1 protein-coding gene and 1 pseudogene are annotated in these 1,037 nt (G+C 75.0%); one reads left to right on the forward strand and one right to left on the reverse strand.

Translation table 11 applies throughout. From position 1 onward, the window contains the following. A partial coding sequence (locus H5J30_RS35475) for an alpha/beta hydrolase (RefSeq protein WP_181791899.1) occupies positions 1 to 522 on the forward strand: 522 nt, incomplete at its 5' end. Positions 523 to 546: 24 nt separating this feature from the next. On the opposite strand, the pseudogene H5J30_RS35480 reads toward H5J30_RS35475, so the two are convergent. Further along, positions 547 to 1,037, reverse strand: a pseudogene (locus H5J30_RS35480) (glycosyl hydrolase 115 family protein); the annotation flags it as partial.

Here is a 1,037-nt window from a genome sequence, read left to right on the forward strand (position 1 = left end):
GCACTCGACCACCCGGGCGCGTTCTCGGCGCTCACCCTGGCCGGCACCCGGGCGGTCGCCCCCGGCCCGCCCGACGACGACCTCCCCGACCACGACCAGTCGGTGATGAGCCGGCTGTTCTCGCAGGAGATGCCCGACTGGGCCGACCGCGAGGCGGTGGCGGAGTTCGCCGCCGCGGGCGCGGAGATGCTCGGCGACGACCCCGGCGCCGCGCGCGTGACCGCCGCGCGTATCTGGGACCGCACGCCCGGCACCGACCCCGAGGCCCAGATGGCCAACCAGCTGGGCATGGTGTTCTCCCGGCTCGACTGCGCACCCCGCTGGCGCGAACGCCTGCCCGGGATCAAGGTCCCCGCGCTCGTCGTCCACGGCCGCCGCGACCCCTTCTTCCCCGTCGGCAACGGCGAGGCGATCGCGCGCGAGATCCCCGGCGCCCGGCTGCTGGTCCTGGAGGAGGCCGCAACCGCGATCCCCGACGCGGCGGCCGGGGAGATCGCGGAGGCGATGCTCATGCTCGGCTAGGCGACCCTCCGGACGGCCGCCGGCTCACCTCTTCACGAACGTGCTGGGCGGCGGGCCGAGGTAGCTGTGGCGTACGCCGCCGGTGTCGACCACCAGTTTCTGCACCACCACCGTCGGGTCCACCATCCACAGCTTCAGCACGTGCACGCCCGGCCTGGACACCCGGTGCCCGGTCACGGTGACGGCGGCGTTGTCCGAGGTGTTGCGCTCCCATTGGCGGTTCATCAGGCCGTCGTCCGCGCCCGTGGCCCGGGTGACGTTCACCGTCTGCGGGGCGTCGTCGTCGAAGGCGATGGCGTAGCGCAGCCCGTCGGGCGTGAGGACGCTGTTGCGCGGCGACAGGTACGCGGCCACCCGCAGGGTGCCGGTGGTGAACAGCGTCATCGTGTACTCCAGCCGCGGCCCCTGGCCCGCCGGCCGCGGCGCGGCCGTGACCGGGAACGGCGCCATGCCGCTGCCGGTGCGCCCGATGTCGGGGATACGGCGCCAGGCGACGCCGCCGGCGGGGACGGCGC

Origin of the sequence: Streptomyces phytophilus (assembly GCF_013870535.1) — a bacterium.
Taxonomy (GTDB): domain Bacteria; phylum Actinomycetota; class Actinomycetes; order Streptomycetales; family Streptomycetaceae; genus Streptomyces; species Streptomyces phytophilus.